Raw genomic sequence first — 19,499 nt, forward strand, 5'->3', positions numbered from 1 at the left:
CGTCAGCTCGCCAGCGCCTCGTTGAGGAAGGCCTGGAGCTGGGCGAGGTGCTTCGACATCAGGCCGACCGCGGTCGAGGCCGAGGCCGGGCGGCCGACATAGCGTGCCCGCTTCGAGGCCGAGCCCGCCTGCCCCAGCACCCAGTCGAGATAGGGATCGACGAAGGTCCAGGCGCCCATGTTCTTGGGCTCTTCCTGGCACCACACCACCTCGGCGTTGCGGAACCGGGTCATCTCGTTGGCGAGCGCCTTGAGCGGGAACGGGTAGAGCTGCTCGACGCGCATCAGGTAGACGTCGTTGACGCCGCGCTTCTCGCGCTCGTCGTAGAGGTCGTAATAGACCTTGCCCGAGCACAGCACGACGCGGCGGATCTTGTCGTCGCGCACCAGCTTGACGCCCGACTCGTCGTGCTCGGCGTCGTCCCACAGGATGCGGTGGAAGGTCGAGCCTTCCGCGATGTCCTCGATCTTCGACACCGCCCGCTTGTGGCGCAGCAGCGACTTCGGGGTCATCAGCACCAGGGGCTTGCGGAAGTCGCGCTTCAGCTGGCGGCGCAGGATGTGGAAGTAGTTCGACGGCGTCGAGCAGTTGGCGACCTGCATGTTGTCCTCGGCGCACATCTGCAGATAGCGCTCCAGACGGGCGGAGGAGTGCTCCGGCCCCTGGCCCTCGTAGCCGTGCGGCAGCAGCAGCACGAGGCCGGACATGCGCAGCCACTTGCGCTCACCCGACGAGATGAACTGGTCGATCACGACCTGCGCGCCGTTGGCGAAGTCGCCGAACTGCGCCTCCCACAGCACCAGGGCGTTGGGTTCGGCGAGCGAGTAGCCGTACTCGAAGCCGAGCACCGCCTCCTCGGAGAGCATCGAGTTGATGACCTCCAGGATCGCTTGGCCTTCCTTGACGGAGTTGAGCGGCGTGTAGCGCTGCTCGTTCTCCTGATCGATCACCACGGCGTGGCGCTGCGAGAAGGTGCCGCGCTCCACGTCCTGGCCGGACAGGCGCACGCGGTGGCCTTCGGTCAAGAGCGTGCCGAAGGCGAGCGCCTCGGCCGTCGCCCAATCGATGCCGACGCCGGTCTCGACCGCCTTGGCGCGGTTGTCGAAGAAGCGCTGGATCGTGCGGTGCAGGTGGAAGCCGGGCGGGGGCGTGGTGAGGCGCTTGGCGATGTCGCGCAGGGTCTCGGCGGGCACGCCGGTGCGACCGCGGCGGGGATCGTCCACGTCCTCGCGCACCGCCTGGAAGCCGGACCAGCGCCCGTCGAGCCAGTCGGCCTTGTTGGCCTTGTAGCCGCCCGCGCCGTCGAGTTCGCCCTCCAGCATCTCGCGGAACTCGGCCTTGCGGGCGTCGAGCTGCTCCTGGGTGAGGTCGCCCTGGGCGACGAGCTTCTTGCCGTAGGTCTCCAGCGCGGTCGGGTGCTTGCGGATGTGCTGGTACATCTTCGGCTGGGTGAAGGCCGGCTCGTCGCCCTCGTTGTGGCCGAAGCGGCGGTAGCACAGCATGTCGATCACGACCGGCTTGCCGAATTTTTGCCGATACTCCGTCGCGACCTTCGCGGCGAAGGTGACCGCCTCCGGATCGTCGCCGTTGCAGTGGAAGATCGGCGCCTCGACCATCTTGGCGACGTCGGACGGATAGGGCGAGGAGCGCGAGAACCGCGGGTCGGTGGTGAAGCCGATCTGGTTGTTGATGATGAAGTGGATCGAGCCGCCGGTGCGGTGGCCCTTCAGGCCCGACAGCCCGAAGCACTCGGCCACCACGCCCTGGCCAGCGAAGGCCGCGTCGCCGTGGATCAGCAGCGGCAGCACCTTGCGGCGCTCGACGTTGGGCTTGGCTTTCTGGTCCTGCTTCGCCCGCACCTTCCCCAGCACCACCGGATCGACGATCTCGAGATGGGACGGGTTGGCGGTGAGCGAGAGGTGGACGTTGTTGTCGTCGAAGGTGCGGTCGGACGAGGCGCCGAGATGGTACTTCACGTCGCCCGAGCCTTCGACCTCGGCGGGTGAGGACGAGCCGCCCTTGAACTCATGGAACACCGCGCGGAAGGGCTTGGCCATCACGTTGGTGAGCACGTTCAGCCGGCCGCGATGGGCCATGCCGAGCACGATCTCCTCGACGCCGAGCGCGCCGCCGCGCTTGATGATCTGCTCCATCGCCGGGACCATCGCCTCGCCGCCGTCGAGGCCGAAGCGCTTGGTGCCGGTGTATTTGAGGTCCAGAAACTTCTCGAAGCCCTCGGCCTCGATCAGCTTGTTCAAAATGGCTCTACGCCCCTCGGGCGTAAAGGAAATTTCCTTGTCCTTGCCCTCGATGCGCTCCTGAATCCACGCCTTCTCCTCGGGGTCGGAGATGTGCATGAACTCGACGCCGAGCGTCTGGCAGTAGGTGCGCTCCAGGATCGCGACGATCTCGCGGATCGTCGAGAACTCCATGCCGAGCACGTTGTCGAGGAAGATCTTGCGGTCCCAGTCGCTCTCCTGGAAGCCGTAATGCTGCGGGTGCAGTTCCTCGTGGTCGCCGCGGGGCGCGAGCCCGAGCGGATCGAGCTTGGCGTGGAGATGGCCGCGCATGCGGTAGGCGCGGATCAGCATGATCGCGCGCACGGAATCCTTGGTCGCCTGCTCGACCGAGACGCCGGTCGCGGCCACGATCGCGGCGCCCTTGGCGGAATCGCCGGGCTTGCCGGCCCGCGCCTGGATCTTCTCGCCGACCGCCTTTTCGAGGGCGCTCCAATTGCCGTCGAGCGCCGAGACGATCTCGCCGTTGAGCGGAACCGGCCAGTTGGGCTTCTGCCAGGAGGCGCCCTCGGCGTTCTTCTTCACCAGCGCGTCGTCCTCGCCGAGTTCGGCGAAGAATTTCTGCCACTGCGGATCGACCGAGTTCGGGTCGCGGGCATAGGCCGCCTGAAGCTCCTCGATCCACGCGGCGTTGGCGCCGTAGAGGAAGGAGGTTTCGAGAAGCGCTTCGTTCGCGTCCTGGCGTGCCATGGCTGCCTGTCCTGTGCGCTCGGGCGGCCCGCGCCTCGGCGCAGGCGGCCGCGATCCAAGTCCGTCCGGCGCGCCATCCGTCGCGAGGGCTAGAGCCCCGCGTCGCGCCTCCGGAGGGGGCCGGGGCACGGATGCGCCCCGGCGATGTCTCTCATATGGGTGGCGCGCGTTTGCGTGCGGTGCAACACAGCCGCGCGGCCCCGGGTTACAGACCCGATCAACCCTTCAGCACTTCGACGAGGGTGCGGCCGAGCCGGGCCGGCGAGGGCGAGACGCGGATGCCCGCGGCCTCCATCGCCGCGATCTTGTCCTCGGCGCCGCCCTTGCCGCCGGAGATGATGGCGCCGGCATGCCCCATGCGGCGGCCCGGAGGCGCCGTGCGGCCGGCGATGAAGCCGACCATCGGCTTCTTGCGCCCGCGCTTGGCCTCGTCCGCCAGGAACTGCGCCGCCTCTTCCTCGGCCGAGCCGCCGATCTCGCCGATCATCACGATCGACTGGGTCTTCTCGTCGGCGAGGAACAGTTCGAGCATCGAGATGAACTCGGTGCCCTTCACCGGATCGCCGCCGATGCCGACCGCGGTGGTCTGGCCGAGGCCCTCCATCGTGGTCTGGAACACCGCCTCGTAGGTCAGCGTGCCGGAGCGCGAGACGATGCCGACATTGCCCGGCTTGAAGATGTTGGCCGGCATGATGCCGATCTTCGACTCGCCCGCGGTGACGACGCCGGGGCAGTTCGGGCCGATGAGCCGCGACTTCGAGCCCTCCAGCGCACGCTTCACCCGCACCATGTCGAGCACCGGAATGCCCTCGGTGATGCAGACGATCAGCGGGATTTCCGCCGCGATCGCCTCGCAGATCGCGTCCGCGGCACCCGGCGGCGGCACGTAGACGACGGAGGCGTCGGCGCCGGTGGCCTCGCGGGCCTCGGCGACGGTGTCGAACACCGGCAGGCCGAGATGCGTCGAGCCGCCCTTACCCGGCGAGGTGCCGCCGACCATCTTGGTGCCGTAGGCGATGGCCTGCTCGGAGTGGAAGGTGCCGTTCTTGCCGGTGAAGCCCTGGCAGATGACTTTTGTGGACGCGTCGATGAGGATGGACATGGATTTCCTTCGCGCGGGTTAGTGCCGGGCCGTCGTTATGGCCAGAACGAAGTAGATGACGATGAGACCGCTTATGATCATGCAGGGGCCAACCCACAACCCTACTTGCGCCCAGTATTGTACATTTACGTGGGCCTTTCGCAGTTCTGGATTGTCCCCACGATATACTATGTTACGGGCAGACCACGACTGCGCAATCATCCAAATGCCAGCGAACAGTGCACCAGGACCAAGTGCGATCACGAGCGCTACGGCCGTCCATTTGTTCACTTCCGAACCGCCGCCACGATCTTCTGCGCCGCGTCGTCGAGATCGTCCGCCGGGATCACGTTGAGGCCCGAGCCCCGGATGATCGCCTTGCCTTCCTCGACGTTGGTGCCCTCCAGGCGCACCACCAGCGGGACTTCGAGGCCGACCGCCTTCACCGCCGCGATCACGCCGCGGGCGATGACGTCGCACTTCATGATCCCGCCGAAGATGTTGACGAGGATGCCCTTCACCTGCGGGTCGGCGGTGATGATCTTGAACGCCGCCGTCACCTTCTCTTCCGAGGCGCCGCCGCCGACGTCGAGGAAGTTGGCCGGCTCCTCGCCGTAGAGCTTGATGATGTCGAGCGTCGCCATGGCGAGCCCCGCGCCGTTGACCATGCAGCCGATGGTGCCGTCGAGCGCGATGTAGGCGAGGTCGTACTTGGAGGCCTCGATCTCTTTCGCGTCCTCCTCGGTCTCGTCGCGCAGCGCGACGATGTCCGCGTGCCGGTAGAGGGCGTTCGAGTCGAACGAAATCTTGGCGTCGAGGCACTTGAGATGGCCGTCGCCGGTGAGCACCAGCGGGTTGATCTCCAGCATGCTCATGTCCTTGGCGACGAACGCCGTGTAGAGCTTGGTGGCGAGATCGCCCGCTTCCTTGGCCTGCGGACCCGAAAGGCCCAGTGCCTTGGCGACGGCGCGGCCGTGATGAGGCATGATGCCGGTGGCCGGATCGACCGAGAAGGTCACGATTTTTTCGGGCGTGTCGTGGGCGACCTGCTCGATGTCCATGCCGCCCTCGGTCGAGACCACGAAGGCGACCTGTCCGGTCTCGCGATCCACCAGCATCGACAGGTAGAACTCGGCAGCGATGGAGGCGCCTTCCTCGATGTAGAGGCGGTTGACCTGCTTGCCGGCCGGGCCCGTCTGGATTGTCACCAGGGTCTCGCCCAGCATCTCGCGGGCGAACTGCACCACCTCGTCCTTGGACTTGGTGACGCGCACGCCGCCCTTGGCGCCCTCGGGCGCGCCCTTGAAGGTGCCCTTGCCGCGCCCGCCCGCATGGATCTGGCTCTTCACCACCCAGACCGGGCCGCCGAGTTCGTCGGCGGCGGCCGCCGCCTCCTCCGGCTTGAAGATCGCCACGCCGCGGGAGACGGGCAGGCCGAACTCCTTGAGGACCGCCTTGGCTTGGTATTCGTGGATGTTCATCGTTCCCTCCCGGAGCGAGTAGCGAGCATCGAGTAGCCTTGAGCGAGCGGCGACGGCCCGGACGGGCCTTTTACGCGCCGCTCACCCTTCGCTCTTCGCCCGTCTTACGCGAGCTTCTCGTTGATGCCCTGGCAGGCGGCAATCAGGCCCTTCACGGCGCCGACCGACTTCTCGAACATCACCTTCTCATCGTCGTTGAAGGTGACTTCGAGGACGCGCTCGACGCCGCTCTCGCCGATCACCACCGGCACGCCGACATAGAGGCCGTCCACGCCGTACTCGCCCGAGAGGTAGGCGGCGCAGGGCAGCACGCGCTTCTTGTCGCGCAGGTAGCTCTCGGCCATGGCGATGGCCGACGCCGCCGGGGCGTAGAAGGCCGAGCCGGTCTTGAGCAGGTTGACGATCTCGCCGCCGCCCTTGCGAGTCCGCTCCACCATGGCGTCGAGCTTCTCCTGGGTGGTCCAGCCGAGCTTGACCAGATCGGTCAGCGGCACGCCGGCCACCGTCGAGTAGCGGGTGAGCGGCACCATGTCGTCGCCGTGGCCGCCGAGCACGAAGGCGGTCACGTCCTCGACCGAGACCTTGAACTCCTCGGCGAGGAAGTGGCGGAAGCGGGCGGAATCGAGCACGCCGGCCATGCCGACGACCTTGTTGGTGGGCAATCCGGAAAACTTCTGCAGCGCCCACACCATCGCGTCGAGCGGGTTGGTGATGCAGATGACGAAGGCGTCGGGCGCGTGCTCCTTGATGCCGGTGCCGACGGCTTCCATGACCTTGAGGTTGATGCCGATGAGGTCGTCGCGGCTCATGCCGGGCTTGCGCGGCACGCCCGCGGTGACGATCACCACCTCGGCCCCGGCGATGGCCGAATAGTCGCTGGCGCCGGAATACTTGGCGTCGAAGCCGTCGACGGGGGCGGATTCGGCGATGTCGAGCGCCTTGCCCTGGGGCACGCCGTCGACGATGTCGAACAGCACGACGTCGCCCAGTTCCTTCAGGCCCGCGAGCTGAGCGAGCGTGCCGCCGATCTGTCCGGCGCCGATGAGGGCGATCTTGCTGCGTGCCATGATGGGTTCGCCTCCGGTCGAAATTCGTGACGGTTCGGTTGCGCCCGGTCATCCCGTGATGCTGCGGTGCAGCCGAACCTTTGCCGATCAACGCTGATGCGGCCGGTGTTTGGCCGAAAAGCCACAGGCCTTCAACCCGACCAAGGGTCAGGTAAGCAGGGGACGGGCCAGCCCGGCAAAAGCGGCGGGCGTCGCCACGGAACAGGGAAACCGATATTTCTCAATCACTTGCCGAACTGCGGCGGGCCGAAGGGCAGCCGGCAAGGCGTCGGTGACACAAAACCGTGTCTGTCAGTCGAGGCGGGCGGCCTGCTTCGCAGCGCAGCGTCCTGCCTCAAAAAGTGCCGGTGCGCAGCGCCCGCTGGATCGACTGGATCACCGCGCCGAGGCGCGCGTCGAGCAGATCGCGTGGCACGTCCGAATCGTGCTGGATCGCCACCGGATGGGTGAAGCGGTAGCTCGCGTCGAAGATCACCGCGATGGCCCGCTCGCGGTCGCGGGCGGCGAACACGCCGGTGCCGATCCCCTCCTCGACGATCCGCTCCACCAGCGCCCGCAACCGCACCCGGTGGCGCCGGGCGATCGGACGCGCCGCCACCGCGGCATCGAGATGGACCGCGAAGAGATGCGGCTCGCGCACCAGCATCTCGCTCTGCGCGGTGGCGAGCGCGCCGAGGAAGCGCTCGATCTTGTCGTCGGCCGGGTCCGGCGCGTCGGCGATGTCGGCGAGTTCGGTCTCCAACTCGCGCAACCAGCGCCCGGCCACCGCGTCGAGCAGCGCGTCCTTCGAGGGGAAGTAGCGATAGACGTTGGCGTGGGTCATGCCGGCTTCGGCCGCCACCGCCACCACCGTGACGCGCTTGGGGCCGAGCCGGGCGAGATGCTCGCTGGCGATGGCCAGAAGCCGCGCATCGGTCGAGAGCGAGGTCGGGCGGGCGCGGGCGGCCGGGCCGCTGAGGCGGGCGGAACGCGGCTGGCTGCCCCGTGGATCGGGTCCGGTGGGGACCGTCTCGTTGTCGCTGTCGTTCAGGCTGAAGGGGAGGGAAACGTTTCCGAACGGCAGCATGATGTCCCGGGCACGAAAGCGACAAGCGTGGGGGCACTCGACCGAAGCCGGTCGAGAGCGGTGCCGTCCCACGCACGCGAGACCCTTCCCGTCCGCGCCGCGCTTGGCAAGCCCGTTCTGATCAGGAATCGGTGCGAAGACTGCGCTGTTTTCGCGCAAAAGCTGCGACGGGCCTCTCCGCGGGGCTTCCGGCGGCCGGTGCGGCACTGTACCGGAACGGCTTCGCCGCCCCGACAAAACCGTCTATGACCGCCCGATGACCGTCCCCGAGACGTCGGCCTTCCCGCCCGGCGAACCGATCGAAGCGCGCCTGCGCCGTGGCCTCGGGGCCCGGTCGATCGTGCTCGTCGGCCTGATGGGCGCGGGCAAGAGCACGGTCGGGCGCCGCCTCGCCTCGCGCCTCGGCCTGATGTTCAAGGACGCCGACCACGAGATCGAGGCCGCGGCCAAGCTCACCATCGCGGATATCTTCGCGATCTACGGCGAGGCGAGTTTTCGCGAAGGGGAAGAGCGGGTGATCGCCCGCCTGCTGCGCGAGGGGCCGATGGTGCTCGCCACCGGCGGCGGCGCGTTCATGCGCGAGGCCACCCGCGCCCGGATCGCGGAAGGCGGCATCTCGGTCTGGCTCAAGGCCGACCTCGAAGTGCTGATGCGCCGCGTGCGCAAGCGCAACACTCGCCCCCTCCTCCAGACCGAAGACCCCGAGGCGACGATGCGCGCCCTGATGGAGGTGCGCCATCCGATCTATGCCGGGGCCGACCTCACGGTGCTCTCCCGCGACGTGTCGCACGACCGGGTGGTGCAGGACGTGATGGAGGCCCTCGACCTCCAGATGAACCCGTCCGCTCCCCGATCGAGCCCCGCCATGTCACAACCCCTGCGTGTCAACGTTCTGCTCAACCAGGGCCGCGACTACGACATCCGCATCGGCCGCGGCCTGCTCGACGAGATCGGCATCGAGGCGCGCGACCTCGGCGCGCGTGCCGCCGGCATCGTCACCGACGCGACCGTGGCCGGGCTCTACGGCGAGCGGGTGAAGGCGAGCCTGGAGGCGGCGGGCCTGCGCTGCGGCCTCATCACGGTGCCGCCGGGCGAGAGTTCGAAGAGCTATTCCGAATTTGCTCGCGTCTGCGACGGCCTGCTTGCCCAGAAAATCGAGCGCGGCGATCTCGTGGTGGCGCTGGGCGGCGGCGTGGTCGGCGACCTCGCGGGCTTCGCCGCGGCAAGCCTGCGGCGCGGTGTCCGCTTCATCCAGGCGCCCACCACGCTGCTCGCGCAGGTTGATTCCTCCGTCGGCGGCAAGACCGGCATCAACTCCCCGCTCGGAAAGAACCTGATCGGCGCGTTCCACCAGCCGCGCCTCGTGCTCGCCGACACCGCCACCCTCGACACGCTCTCCGAACGCGAGATGCGCGCGGGCTATGCCGAGGTGGCGAAGTACGGCCTGATCGGCGATGCCGACTTCTTCGAATGGTGCGAGGCCAACTGGTCCGGCATCTTCTCCGGCGGCCCGGAGCGCGACGAGGCGGTCGCCCGCTGCTGCCGCGCCAAGGCCGGCGTGGTGGTGCGCGACGAGCGCGAGGACGGCGAGCGCGCCCTGCTCAACCTCGGCCACACCTTCGGCCACGCCCTAGAGCGGCTGACGGCCTACGACTCCGCCCGCCTCGTTCACGGCGAGGGCGTCGCCATCGGGCTCGCGCTCGCCTTCCGCTTCTCGGCGCGCCTCGGCCTCTGCCCCGGCCAGGACGCGGGCCGCGTCGCCAATCACCTCGCGCTCGCCGGCCTGCCGACCCGCCTGCAGCAGGTGCCGGGCGGCGCGGGCGACCCGGACGCCCTCCTCGACGCCATGGCCCAGGACAAGAAGGTCCGCGACGGCCGCCTCACCTTCATCCTCGCCCGCGGCATCGGCCAGAGCTTCATCGCGCCGGATATCGATGGCGGCGAGGTGCGGGCGTTTCTCGAGGACGAGCTGCGGGGGTAGGCCACCGTCAGGTCCGCTTCAGCCGTCTCCCGAAGATCGCGGTCCCGACGCGCACATGCGTCGCGCCCATCTGGATCGCCGCCGCGTAATCCGCGCTCATCCCCATCGACAGGATCGGCAGCCCGTGCTCCCGCGCGATCCGGGCCAGCAGGGCGAAGTGCGGCGAGGGCGGGTCCTCGGCCGGCGGGATGCACATCAGCCCGTGGATCGCGAGCCCATGCGTCTCGCGGCACTCGGCGAGCAGCGTCTCGACCTGATCCGGCGCGACACCGGCCTTCTGCGCCTCGTCGCCGGTGTTGACCTGGATCAGCAGCTTCGGCGCCCGACCCACCCGGTCGATCTCCTTCGCCAAGGCCGCTGCGAGCGAGAGCCGGTCGAGGGAGTGGATCACGTCGAACAGCGCCACCGCCTCGCGCGCCTTGTTCGATTGCAGCGGGCCGACGAAGTGCAGCTCGGTCTCGGGGAACCGCTCCTTCAGCGCCGGCCACTTGGCGACCGATTCCTGCACGTAGTTCTCGCCGAACAGCCGCTGCCCCGCCTCCAGGGCCGGCAGGATGCCGTCCGCCGGCACGGTCTTCGAAATGGCGATGAGATGGACGCTTGTCGGATCGCGCTCGCTGTCCTCGGCGGCGCGGCGGATGCCGGCCTGCACTTCAGCGAGCCCTGCAGCGACGTCGGCCTCGCCGACCGGGGGCATCGTGTCGAGAGATGTCGGGTGTTCGCTCATGCTGGTGTCCTGGGGCGGAGACGGCCGGAGTTCAAGACAGACCCTCCCCTTTCGTTGACCCGCGGCAGCCCGGATATGCTACGTGCCGGGCCACGCGGCGGCGGCCCCACTGCCCCGCCCTCCCCGGCTGATCCTGGCGCCCTGCATGACCGACACCGCACACCCCGCCCCGAGCCTCGAGCGCTACAACGCCAAGGACGCCGAGCCGCGCTGGCAGCGGGCCTGGGACGAGGCGCGGCTGTTCGAGACGAAGAACGACGACCCGCGCCCGAAATACTACGTGCTGGAGATGTTCCCCTACCCGTCGGGGCGCATCCATATCGGCCACGTGCGCAACTACGCCATGGGCGACGTCGTGGCCCGCTATAAGCGCGCCAAGGGCCACAACGTGCTGCACCCGATGGGCTGGGACGCCTTCGGCCTGCCCGCCGAGAACGCCGCCATGGAGCGGAAGGTCAACCCGCGCGACTGGACCTACGCCAACATCGCCACCATGCGCGGCCAGCTCCAGAGCATGGGCCTGTCGCTCGACTGGAGCCGCGAGATCGCGACCTGCGATCCCGACTACTACAAGCACCAGCAGCGCATGTTCCTCGACTTCCTCGACAAGGGGCTGGTCACGCGCCGCACCGCGAAGGTGAACTGGGATCCGGTCGATCACACCGTGCTCGCCAACGAGCAGGTCATCGACGGGCGCGGCTGGCGCTCGGGCGCGCTCGTCGAGCAGCGCGAGCTGACCCAGTGGTTCTTCAAGATCACCGACTTCGCCCAGGACCTCAGCGACGCCCTCGATGGGCTGGAGCGCTGGCCGGAAAAGGTCCGGCTGATGCAGAAGAACTGGATCGGCCGCTCGGAGGGTCTGGAGGTGCGCTTCGCGCTGGCCTCGCCGTTTGCCGGCACCGAGGAGCTGACGGTCTACACCACCCGCCCCGACACCCTGTTCGGCGCGCAGTTTTTGGCGATCTCGGTCGATCACCCGCTGGCCAAGGCGCTGGCCGAGACCGGCCCGGACCCGGACGGTCTCCAAAAATTCGCGGAGGAATGCCGCCGCATCGGCACCGCCCAGGAGGCGATCGACACCGCGGAAAAGCTCGGTTTCGATACGGGCCTCACCGTGAGCCACCCCCTCGACCCGTCCTGGGAGCTGCCGGTCTACGTCGCGAACTTCGTGCTGATGGAATACGGCACCGGCGCCGTGTTCGGTTGCCCGGCCCACGACCAGCGCGACCTCGACTTTTCCAACAAGTACGGCCTCGGCAACACGCCGGTGGTCTGCCCCGAGGGGCAGGACCCTGCGGGCTTCGTCATCACCGACACCGCCTATGACAGCGACGGACGGATGATCAATTCGCGCTTCCTCGACGGGATGAGCACCGACGACGCCTTCCGCACTGTCGCCGACCGCCTCGAAGCCGAGACGCTGGCCGGCGCCCCCGTCGCCCGCCGAAAGGTGCAGTTCCGCTTGCGCGACTGGGGCGTGTCGCGCCAGCGCTACTGGGGCTGCCCGATCCCGATTATCCACTGCGAGTCCTGCGGCCCCGTCCCGGTGCCGGTGGCCGACCTACCGGTGAAGCTGCCCGACGAGGTGTCGTTCGACCAGCCGGGCAACCCGCTGGAGCGCGACCATGCGTGGCGCAACGTCCCCTGCCCCCGCTGCGGCGCGGCAGCCCGGCGCGAGACCGACACGATGGACACCTTCGTCGACTCGTCGTGGTACTACGCCCGCTTCACCGCGCCCTGGCTCGCGGACGCCCCGACCGACCGCGGAATCGTCGATCACTGGCTCGCGGTCGATCAGTATATCGGCGGCGTCGAGCACGCGATCCTGCACCTGCTCTACTCGCGCTTCTTCATGCGGGCGATGCAGGCGACCGGTTGGTCCGGGATCGCGGAGCCGTTCGCCGGCCTGTTCACGCAGGGCATGGTGGTCCACGAGACCTATAAGGACCCGGCCGGGGCCTGGGTGCCGCCCACCGACATCCGCTTCGAGACCGAGGCCGGACAGCGCAAAGCGTTTCACGTGAAAACCGGCGCGGCCATCGAGATCGGCCCGACGGAAAAAATGTCGAAGTCGAAGAAGAACGTCGTCGATCCCGACGACATCATCGCCAGCTACGGCGCCGACACCGCCCGCTGGTTCATGCTCTCCGACTCGCCCCCTGAGCGCGACGTGATCTGGACGGAAGAGGGCGTGCAGGGCGCCGCCCGCTTCGTGCAGCGGGTCTGGCGCCTCGTCCACGGCGCGGCCTCTGCCTGCGGGTCCGGCGGCGCCGCCGACACCGCCGTCCGCAAGGCCGCCCACAAGGCGCTCGCCGCGGTCGGCGAGGATGTCGAGCGCCTGCGCTTCAACCGCTGCGTCGCCCACATCTACACGCTGGCCAACGCCCTCGACGAAGCCCTGCGCGCCGGCGCCTCGTCCGCCGCGGCCGGGGAGGCGGCCCGCATCCTCGTGCAGCTCATCGCCCCGATGATGCCCCACCTCGCCGAGGAATCCTGGCAGGTGCTGGGCGGCCAGGGCCTCGTCGCCGAGGCCCCGTGGCCGGAGGCGGATGCGGCGCTCTTGGTCGAGGACGAGATCACCCTCCCCGTTCAGATCAACGGCAAGAAGCGCGCCGACGTGACGGTGCCGCGCGACGCCGCCAAGGCTGCGGTCGAGGCCGCGACGCTGGCGCTGGACGCCGTGCAGAAGGTGCTGGAAGGCCGTTCCCCGAAGAAGGTGATCGTGGTGCCGGGGCGGATCGTGAACCTCGTGGTCTAACCGATGCCCCTTGCCCCGTTGGAGCGGTCCGAGACCATCTTCGCCCCCGCCACCGGCTTCGGCCGCGCGGCGGTGAGCGTGGTGCGGATCTGCGGCCCGGCGGCTGGTCCGGCCCTCGACGCGCTGGCGGGCCGGCGCCCCGAGCCGCGCCGGTTGTCCCTGCGGCGCCTGCGCGATCCCGCCTCCGGCACCCTGCTCGATCAGGCCCTCGTCGCGTGGCTCCCCGGCCCCGGCACCGCTACCGGCGAGGACATGGCCGAGTTGCACCTGCACGGCGGCACGGCGGTGCGGGCGGCGGTGCTGCGGGCACTCGGCGCCCTGCCCGGCTGCCGCCCCGCGGAGGCCGGCGCCTTCACCCGCCGCGCCTTCCTCAACGGCCGCCTCGATCTCACCGAGGCCGAGGGCATCGCCGACCTGATCGACGCCGAGACCGAGGCCCAGCGCCTCCAGGCCCTGCGCCAGCTCGACGGCGCCCTCGGGAGGCAGGTCGCGGCGTGGCGCGACACCGCCATCGATCTGCTGGCCTCGGCGGAAGCCGCCCTCGATTTCGCCGACGAGGGCGACGTGGACGACACCGGCCTCGACGCGGCGCTGACCGGCCGCGCCGCTTCTCTTTCAAAGGAAATCCGAAAAATCCTGGCGGACGGACGCCGCGGCGAGCGCCTGCGCGAGGGGTTTTGCGTGGTGCTGGCCGGCCCGCCGAATTCCGGCAAATCGACCCTGCTCAACGCGCTCGCCGGGCGCGACGCCGCCATCGTCTCCGACATCCCCGGCACCACCCGCGACGCCATCGAGGTCCGCTGCGATCTCGGCGGCCTGCCCGTGGTGCTGATCGACACCGCCGGCCTGCGCGACGCCATCGACCCCATCGAAGCCGAGGGCGTCGCTCGCACCCGCCGCCGCATCGAGACGGCGGACCTCGTGCTGCGCCTTCTGCCCATCGATGCCCCCGAGCCGGACAGGGATGGCGGACCGGCCACTTTGTGGGTTCGCACCAAGTCGGACTTGGCGCCGAACGCTGTGGCGCAGACCGACCCGGATCGAGCACCGGTTCCCCTCCCCCTTGCGGGGAGGGGTAGGGGTGGGGGTGGTTCAGGATCGAGCGTTATGGTGCCTTCTGCACCACCCCCACCTCCTCCCTCCTCCCTGCAAGAGGGAGGAGAGCGTCCCGTCCGGTCTCCCGGTGCGGCATCTGACGCCCTGCGGATCTCCGCCCATACTGGTGCCGGCCTGGACGCCCTGCTCGACGCGATCCAGCGCCAGGCCGAAGCCTCCCTCGGCGGCGACGCCCTCGTCACCCGCGAGCGCCACCGCGACGCCCTCACCCGCGCGGTCGCCCATCTCGACCGCGTGGCCGCCGCCCCCCCCGATCACCTACCTGAACTCACAGCGGAAGACCTCCGCCTCGCCGTCCGGGCCCTCGGCGAAGTCGGCGGCCATGTCGGCGTCGAAGAGATGCTGGACCGACTGTTTGCCGGCTTCTGTATCGGCAAATGATTTCTTTAGGTTTTGATTTGCCGGCTTACCGATAGCGTCCGCGCCGCTTCCGCAAATCTACCCCGTCATTGCGAGGCGAAGCCGAAGCAATCCAGTGCTCCGCACCATCCGGAAGGATCACACCAACCGCCGCTTCGGCGTGGTCTTGCCCTTCCAAAAGCGTCGCGCTCTGGATCGCTTCGGCTCCGCCTCGCGATGACGGCGCGGGTGGCATGGGTCGGCAGAGCGGGGACGAGTCCGGTGGTGCAGGGCAGAGGCACCACGCCGTCCCCTCCACCTGCCAAAACCCCAAAAACCCGAATCGCGTTGACCGCCCCGCGCGCCCGCGCGTAAGTCACCCTCCATGCACCCTTCTGAAACGAGCTACGACGTCATCGTCGTCGGCGGTGGCCATGCCGGCGTCGAGGCCGCCGCCGCGGCTGCGCGCGTCGGCGCGCGCACGGCGCTGGTGACCCATCGCGCCGCGACCATCGGGGCGATGTCGTGCAATCCGGCCATCGGCGGGCTCGGCAAGGGCCATCTCGTGCGCGAGGTCGATGCGCTGGACGGGCTGATGGGCCGCGTCGCCGATGCCGCCGGCATCCAGTTCCGCCTGCTCAACCGCCGCAAGGGTCCGGCCGTGCGCGGCCCCCGCACCCAGGCCGACCGTGCCCTCTACGCCCGCGCCATGCAGGCTGCCATCGCCGAGACCGCCGGGCTGAGCGTGGTCGAGGGTGAGGTCGATGACCTGATCGTAGCGGGGAAGCGTGTCGCGGGCGCGGTGCTGGCTGATGGCCGTTGCCTCTCGGCCGGGGCCGTGGTGCTCACCACCGGGACGTTCCTACGCGGGCTGATCCATATCGGCGAGCGGCAGGTGCCAGCCGGCCGTGTGGGGGAGGGGCCGGCGATCGGCCTCGCTCACACCCTCGACCGCCACGGCTTTCGCCTCGGCCGCCTCAAGACCGGCACGCCGCCGCGCCTCGACGGGCGCACCATCGATTGGGCCGCGCTGGAGATGCAGCAGGCCGACGCGGACCCGGTGCCGTTCTCGACCCTGACCGAGCGCATCACCACGCCCCAGATCGCCTGCGGCATCACCCGCACGACCCAGGCCGTCCACGATCTGATCCGGAAAAACCTGCACCGCTCGCCGATGTATTCCGGCGGCATCAGCAGCCGGGGCCCGCGCTACTGCCCGTCGATCGAGGACAAGGTGGTGCGCTTCGGTGATCGCGAGGGCCACCAGATCTTTCTGGAGCCCGAGGGGCTGGACGATCCGACCGTCTACCCGAACGGCATCTCGACCGCGCTCCCCGAGGACGTGCAGGCCGCGATCATCGCCGCCATCCCCGGCCTGGCGCGCACCCGCATCGTCCGGCCAGGCTACGCCATCGAATACGATTACGTCGATCCGCGCGAACTCGACGCCACGCTCCAGACCCGGCGCCTGCCCGGCCTTTTTTTGGCCGGCCAGATCAACGGCACCACCGGCTACGAGGAGGCGGCGGGGCAGGGGCTGGTCGCCGGCCTCAACGCGGCACGGCTCGCGGGCGGCTCGGAGCTAGCCGTGTTCGACCGGGCCGAATCCTATCTCGGCGTGATGATCGATGACCTCGTCACCCACGGGGTGAGCGAGCCTTACCGCATGTTCACCTCGCGCTCGGAATACCGGCTCAGCTTGCGCGTCGACAACGCCGACGAGCGGCTGACGCCCCGCGGCGCGGCGCTCGGTTGCGTCGGCTCGGTCCGCGCCGCCCACTTCGCCGCCGGGCAGGACGTGCTGGCCCGCGCCCGCGCCCGGCTCGACGCCCTGAGCCTCACGCCGAACGAGGCCGCCGCCCACGGCCTCGCGCTCAACCGCGACGGCCTGCGCCGCTCGGCCTTCCAGATCCTGTCCTACCCCGAGATCGGCTGGGACCGCCTCGCCGCGGTCTGGCCGGACCTCGCCGAAGTGCCGCCGCGGATCGCCGAGCGGCTGCGGACGGACGCCACCTACGCGGTCTATCTCGACCGCCAGCAGGCCGACATCGCCGCCTTCCGCCGCGACGAGGCGGTGCGCCTGCCGGCCTCCCTCGACTACGCCGCCATCGCCGGCCTCTCGAACGAGATGCGGATCAAGCTCGACGGCGTGCGCCCGACCACGCTGGGACAGGCCGCCCGCATCGAGGGCGTGACGCCCGCGGCGCTGACGCTGCTGGCGGCGCACGCCCGGCGCGGGCGGGCGCAGGCGACGGCGTGAAAGCCTTGCAACCTTTCTCCACCCCACTCCCTCATCCTGAGGTGCCACAGCGAAGCGGAGGCCTCGAAGGAGGGCTCCAGGGGTCGCAGCGCATTCTGGAGCCCTCCTTCGAGGCCGCTTCGCGGCACCTCAGGATGAGGGTGAGGGTGGGGCGCGCTGTCGTTGCAGGGGCTTCGCATGAGTAGCGACCAGCGCGCCCGCGTGCTCGCCGAGCACGATGTTTCACGTGAAACAGCCGGCCTCCTCGACATCTATGTCGAGCAGCTTGCCCGCTGGCAGAACGTGAAGAACCTCGTCGGCCCGGCCACTCTCGGGGAAGTCTGGCACCGCCACGTCGCCGACGCGCTCCAGCTTCTCGCGCTCGCCCCCGAGGCCAAGACCTGGGTCGATCTCGGCTCCGGCGCGGGCATTCCGGGGCTGATTCTCGCGATATCCGGTCGAGTACGATCGGGGCTGAAAATCCATCTTATCGAGAGCAATGCGCGCAAATGCGCCTTCCTCACCGAGACCGCGCGTCTGACCGGCGCGCCGGTGACGGTCCACAACGCCCGCATCGAATCCGTGGTCAGTAGCCTCACCGGCGCCGACATCGTCTGCGCCCGCGCGCTCGCCCCGCTCAATCAACTTCTCGCCTGGACCGAGCCACTGTTGAAAACAGGCACCACCGGGCTGTTTCCGAAGGGCCGTGATGCAGCCGCGGAATTGACCGAGGCGGACAGAGAGTGGACATTCGCCCGCGACCTGATTCCGAGCCGCACCGACTCGCAGGCACGGATCGTGCGCGTCACGTCGCTTTCCCGCGTGGATCCATGACCGATTCTCCTCGTTCCAAGCCCCTCAGGGTGCTGGCGCTCGCCAATCAGAAGGGCGGCGTCGGCAAGACCACCACGGCGATCAATCTCGGCACGGCGCTGGCCGCCATCGGCGAGCAGGTGCTGGTGATCGATCTCGATCCGCAGGGCAACGCCTCGACCGGGCTCGGCATCGACCGACGCCGCCGCCCGGTCTCGACCTACGACGTCATGGCGGGCGAGGCCCCGCTCTCCCAGGCCGTGACCCCGACCGCCGTGCCGCGCCTGTCGGTGGCGCCCTCGACCATGGACCTGCTCGGCCTGGAGCTGGAACTGGCCAACGCCCCCGACCGGGCGCACCGCCTGCGCAACGTCCTGCGCGACCTCACCGAGGCGCCCGGTGCCGAGCCGATCACCTACGTGCTGATCGACTGCCCGCCCTCGCTCAACCTGTTGACGATCAACGCGCTCGCCGCCGCCGACGCGGTGCTGGTGCCGCTGCAATGCGAGTTCTTCGCGCTCGAAGGCCTCAGCCAGCTGCTCCGTACCGTCGAGCAGGTGCGCGGCGCCTTGAACCCGAAGCTGCAGATCCAGGGCGTGGTGCTGACCATGTACGATCCGCGCAACAACCTCTCGGCCCAGGTGGTGGCGGACGTGCGCGGCTTCCTCGGCGATAAGGTCTACGAGACCATGATCCCGCGCAACGTGCGGGTCTCCGAGGCGCCCTCGCACGGCAAGCCGGTGCTGCTCTACGACCTGAAATGCGCGGGCTCGCAGGCCTATCTGCGCCTCGCCTCGGAAGTCATCCAGCGTGAGGGCCGGGCCCCGCCGCCCGCCGCCGCCGCGTAGCCGTACGGCGACGAGACAGGCTCGTCGTCCGGCGTCAGTATCGAATCAGTAACGGAGTTTCCCAGTGGCGATGGCGGATGATGCGGCGCGGCCGCGGCTCGGGCGCGGGCTCGCGGCCCTGATCGGCGACTTCTCCGACGACGCGCCGCGGGAGGATGCCCGGCCGCCGCAATCGCAGCGCAAGGTGGTGGTCGAGTTCCTGCGGCCGAACCCGCGCAACCCCCGCCGCCGCTTCTCCGAACCGGAACTCGACGAGCTCGCCGCCTCGATCCGCCAGCGCGGCGTGATCCAGCCCATCGTCGTCCGACCCCTGCCAGCCGTGCCCGGCACCTTCGAGATCGTCGCCGGCGAGCGCCGCTGGCGCGCGGCGCAGCGCGCCGGCATCACCGAGGTGCCGGTCGTCGTCGTCGAGATCGACGACCGCACCTCGCTCGAATACGCGATCCTCGAAAACGTCCAGCGCACCGACCTCAACGCCATCGAGGAGGCCGCCGGCTACGAGCGGCTGATGGGCGAGTTCCAGTACACCCAGGCCGAACTCGCCGAACTGCTCGGCAAGAGCCGCAGCCATCTCGCCAACACCCTGCGCCTGTTGCAGCTTCCGCCCGCGATCCAGGATCGGGTGACGGCGGGTGAGATCACCGCGGGGCATGCCCGGGCGCTGCTCTCGGTGCGCGACCCGGAAGCCATCGCCCGCCGCATCGTCGCCGAGGGCCTGTCGGTGCGCGAGGTCGAGGCGCTGGCAGCCGCCGACAACACCTCGGATTCCGAGGCGCCCCGCCCCGGCCGCCCCCGCCGGGCCTCCGGCAGCGACGCGACCGTGCGCTCCCTGGAGGACGTGCTGGCCCGCGCGCTCGGCCATGCGGTGGCGGTGAAGGACAAGGCGAGCGGGGAGGGGGAAATCCGCATCCGCTACGCCAGCGCCGAGGAGCGCGACGCGCTCTGCCGCAAGCTCGGAGGCACGCCGGAGGCGTAAAGCGCTCGCGCTTTATTGAT

Annotated in this window: 12 protein-coding genes and 1 pseudogene; 7 read left to right on the plus strand and 6 right to left on the minus strand. The window is 69.5% G+C overall.

What is annotated here, in order from left to right; all coding sequences use genetic code 11:
* Positions 1-2: 2 nt before the first annotated feature.
* The 5 genes and pseudogenes from AAHG03_RS09750 to AAHG03_RS09770 all read right to left on the minus strand — a co-directional run bounded on the left by AAHG03_RS09750 (position 3) and on the right by AAHG03_RS09770 (position 7,682).
* A complete protein-coding gene (locus AAHG03_RS09750; protein WP_342150430.1) occupies positions 3-2,987 on the minus strand; it encodes a 2-oxoglutarate dehydrogenase E1 component in 2,985 nt (994 codons plus the stop codon).
* Positions 2,988-3,204: 217 nt separating this feature from the next.
* Positions 3,205-4,089, minus strand: a complete 885-nt coding sequence (gene sucD, locus AAHG03_RS09755) for a succinate--CoA ligase subunit alpha (protein ID WP_342150431.1) — start codon at positions 4,087-4,089, stop codon at positions 3,205-3,207.
* Positions 4,090-4,355: 266 nt separating this feature from the next.
* Positions 4,356-5,612 (minus strand): annotated as a pseudogene (gene sucC, locus AAHG03_RS09760) (ADP-forming succinate--CoA ligase subunit beta); the annotation flags it as partial.
* A gap of 41 nt (positions 5,613-5,653) precedes the next feature.
* Positions 5,654-6,616 carry a malate dehydrogenase gene (gene mdh / locus AAHG03_RS09765; protein ID WP_342150432.1) on the minus strand — a complete coding sequence of 321 codons (963 nt, stop codon included), beginning with the start codon at positions 6,614-6,616 and terminating at the stop codon, positions 5,654-5,656.
* A gap of 334 nt (positions 6,617-6,950) precedes the next feature.
* On the minus strand, positions 6,951-7,682 hold the full coding sequence (locus AAHG03_RS09770) for a TetR family transcriptional regulator (RefSeq protein ID WP_342150433.1): 732 nt from the start codon (positions 7,680-7,682) through the stop codon (positions 6,951-6,953).
* Positions 7,683-7,938: 256 nt separating this feature from the next.
* Here AAHG03_RS09770 and aroB point away from each other — a divergent pair, with 256 nt between their 5' ends.
* The gene (gene aroB, locus AAHG03_RS09775; RefSeq protein WP_342150434.1) at positions 7,939-9,663 is read left to right on the plus strand and encodes a 3-dehydroquinate synthase; all 1,725 of its coding nucleotides are present in this window, start codon (positions 7,939-7,941) and stop codon (positions 9,661-9,663) included.
* A 7-nt stretch (positions 9,664-9,670) separates the two neighbouring features.
* Here the strand turns inward: aroB and AAHG03_RS09780 are convergent, their stop codons facing one another.
* Positions 9,671-10,390: a YggS family pyridoxal phosphate-dependent enzyme gene (locus AAHG03_RS09780; RefSeq protein ID WP_342150435.1), complete on the minus strand. Its 720-nt coding sequence runs from the start codon at positions 10,388-10,390 to the stop codon at positions 9,671-9,673.
* Positions 10,391-10,535: 145 nt separating this feature from the next.
* On the opposite strand from AAHG03_RS09780, the gene leuS reads away from it, so the two are divergent.
* The 6 genes from leuS (at position 10,536) to AAHG03_RS09810 (ending at position 19,479) form a co-directional block, all read left to right on the plus strand.
* Positions 10,536-13,148 (plus strand): leucine--tRNA ligase, encoded by a 2,613-nt coding sequence (gene leuS / locus AAHG03_RS09785; protein WP_342150436.1) that lies wholly within the window; start codon positions 10,536-10,538, stop codon positions 13,146-13,148.
* A gap of 3 nt (positions 13,149-13,151) precedes the next feature.
* Entirely contained in the window at positions 13,152-14,645 is a 1,494-nt protein-coding gene (mnmE, locus tag AAHG03_RS09790) for a tRNA uridine-5-carboxymethylaminomethyl(34) synthesis GTPase MnmE (protein WP_342150437.1), read from the plus strand.
* A gap of 343 nt (positions 14,646-14,988) precedes the next feature.
* A complete protein-coding gene (gene mnmG, locus AAHG03_RS09795; protein WP_342150438.1) occupies positions 14,989-16,863 on the plus strand; it encodes a tRNA uridine-5-carboxymethylaminomethyl(34) synthesis enzyme MnmG in 1,875 nt (624 codons plus the stop codon).
* A 177-nt stretch (positions 16,864-17,040) separates the two neighbouring features.
* On the plus strand, positions 17,041-17,676 hold the full coding sequence (gene rsmG, locus AAHG03_RS09800) for a 16S rRNA (guanine(527)-N(7))-methyltransferase RsmG (protein WP_342150439.1): 636 nt from the start codon (positions 17,041-17,043) through the stop codon (positions 17,674-17,676).
* A complete protein-coding gene (locus AAHG03_RS09805) occupies positions 17,673-18,503 on the plus strand; it encodes a ParA family protein (RefSeq protein WP_342150440.1) in 831 nt (276 codons plus the stop codon). Before rsmG ends, AAHG03_RS09805 begins: the two co-directional genes overlap by 4 nt.
* Before the next feature lie 70 nt (positions 18,504-18,573).
* Positions 18,574-19,479, plus strand: a complete 906-nt coding sequence (locus tag AAHG03_RS09810) for a ParB/RepB/Spo0J family partition protein (protein ID WP_342150441.1) — start codon at positions 18,574-18,576, stop codon at positions 19,477-19,479.
* The last annotated feature ends 20 nt before the right edge of the window (positions 19,480-19,499 follow it).

The sequence above is a fragment of the Methylorubrum subtropicum genome (genome assembly GCF_038442325.1).
Lineage (GTDB): Bacteria > Pseudomonadota > Alphaproteobacteria > Rhizobiales > Beijerinckiaceae > Methylobacterium > Methylobacterium subtropicum.

Bases quoted from the DNA above. Each gene is read 5' to 3' on its own strand.
- mnmG (WP_342150438.1), top strand. From the start codon at position 14,989: ATGCACCCTTCTGAAACGAGCTACGACGTCATCGTCGTCGGCGGTGGC.
- mdh (WP_342150432.1), bottom strand. From the start codon at position 6,616: ATGGCACGCAGCAAGATCGCCCTCATCGGCGCCGGACAGATCGGCGGC.
- mnmE (WP_342150437.1), top strand. From the start codon at position 13,152: ATGCCCCTTGCCCCGTTGGAGCGGTCCGAGACCATCTTCGCCCCCGCC.
- AAHG03_RS09750 (WP_342150430.1), bottom strand. From the start codon at position 2,987: ATGGCACGCCAGGACGCGAACGAAGCGCTTCTCGAAACCTCCTTCCTC.
- sucD (WP_342150431.1), bottom strand. From the start codon at position 4,089: ATGTCCATCCTCATCGACGCGTCCACAAAAGTCATCTGCCAGGGCTTC.
- rsmG (WP_342150439.1), top strand. From the start codon at position 17,041: ATGAGTAGCGACCAGCGCGCCCGCGTGCTCGCCGAGCACGATGTTTCA.
- aroB (WP_342150434.1), top strand. From the start codon at position 7,939: ATGACCGTCCCCGAGACGTCGGCCTTCCCGCCCGGCGAACCGATCGAA.
- AAHG03_RS09810 (WP_342150441.1), top strand. From the start codon at position 18,574: ATGGCGGATGATGCGGCGCGGCCGCGGCTCGGGCGCGGGCTCGCGGCC.
- AAHG03_RS09770 (WP_342150433.1), bottom strand. From the start codon at position 7,682: ATGCTGCCGTTCGGAAACGTTTCCCTCCCCTTCAGCCTGAACGACAGC.
- leuS (WP_342150436.1), top strand. From the start codon at position 10,536: ATGACCGACACCGCACACCCCGCCCCGAGCCTCGAGCGCTACAACGCC.
- AAHG03_RS09780 (WP_342150435.1), bottom strand. From the start codon at position 10,390: ATGAGCGAACACCCGACATCTCTCGACACGATGCCCCCGGTCGGCGAG.
- AAHG03_RS09805 (WP_342150440.1), top strand. From the start codon at position 17,673: ATGACCGATTCTCCTCGTTCCAAGCCCCTCAGGGTGCTGGCGCTCGCC.